This is a genomic window from Photobacterium carnosum (assembly GCF_002849605.1).
Lineage (GTDB): Bacteria > Pseudomonadota > Gammaproteobacteria > Enterobacterales > Vibrionaceae > Photobacterium > Photobacterium carnosum.
In genome coordinates this window covers 1-1,003 of record NZ_NPIB01000075.1, presented here as the reverse complement: position 1 = coordinate 1,003, position 1,003 = coordinate 1, and the positions used below count along the sequence as shown (strand labels likewise).

The 1,003-nt window shown below is 38.3% G+C and carries 2 protein-coding genes; both read left to right on the top strand.

What is annotated here, in order from left to right:
- Nucleotides 1-219 (top strand): hypothetical protein (locus CIK00_RS21145; RefSeq protein WP_459178073.1); only part of this gene is annotated, 219 nt, incomplete at its 5' end.
- Nucleotides 212-730: a helix-turn-helix domain-containing protein gene (locus CIK00_RS21140; protein ID WP_101770508.1), complete on the top strand. Its 519-nt coding sequence runs from the start codon at nucleotides 212-214 to the stop codon at nucleotides 728-730. The genes CIK00_RS21145 and CIK00_RS21140, both read left to right, overlap by 8 nt.
- Nucleotides 731-1,003: the final 273 nt, after the last annotated feature.

The following is a 1,003-nucleotide window of genomic DNA, read 5'->3' as shown; positions in this document are numbered from 1 at the left end:
AAAGATGATCGCCCAAAGGTTTTTAATATTCAGCAAAATGGTGAATTAACAGAGCAGAAAAAATGGCGCGCCATTGACAAGGTTAAGGGGTTAACTTTAGGCTCTACTGAGAAACTAGCATTGGCTGATAAACAGGCCGAGCACGATAAAAAAATAAGAGATCAAGCAAGACAAGAAGCACTTGCTGAACTCCGAAAGGGGTTTGGAAATCATGCCTAAAACTATTAGAGAACTTGCTGATGAATTGGGCGTTTCAAAGCAGGCTATATGGCAAAAGATAAAAAGAGATGCGTCAATCGATTTACGTCAATTTACATCAACAAAAGGCAATACTGTTTACGTTGATGTTGATGGGCAAAAAGCTAATAAAGCAATGTTCTCAAACGATTCGTCAACAAGATACCGTCAACAAAAAGATGATGTTGACGACAACAAAAAAGATGCGGTTGATGGACAAGATGAAGTGAAATTCCTTCGAAATTTAGTATCAGAAATTCAATCTGAAAAGAAAGAGTTACATAAGTTACTAGATCAGCAACAAAGATTGGCCTTACAGGACAAACAACTGCTCGAAGAATACAAGGCAGAAATTAAGGACTTGAAAGCCTTAACGATGGCACCACATGATGATGGTGAAAAAAAGATGGCAGCACAAAAACAACCGGAACCAGAACATAGCACTCCTGATTCGCAACCTAAACCTAAAAAGTGGTGGCGTTTTGGTAAATAGTTACAACTAAAAAATAAAAGAAGACTAGTTAAATAGCGGAAGATAAATTTGAACAATCTGTAGCTGCCAAGCTAAAGGGTGAGGGCTGGGACTGTCCCACAGATTATTCTGGTGGGTAGATTGTAAAATTAATCCGAACGCTGTTCGGACAAAAAAGATCAGCTTCCTTTAAAATGGTGTTTACCACAAACCCATCTTTTAGGAGCTGATCTTTTGTCTAGTATAACCTATTCCGAACGAATTAAAATCGAAACCTTTTGTGAACTAGGGCTG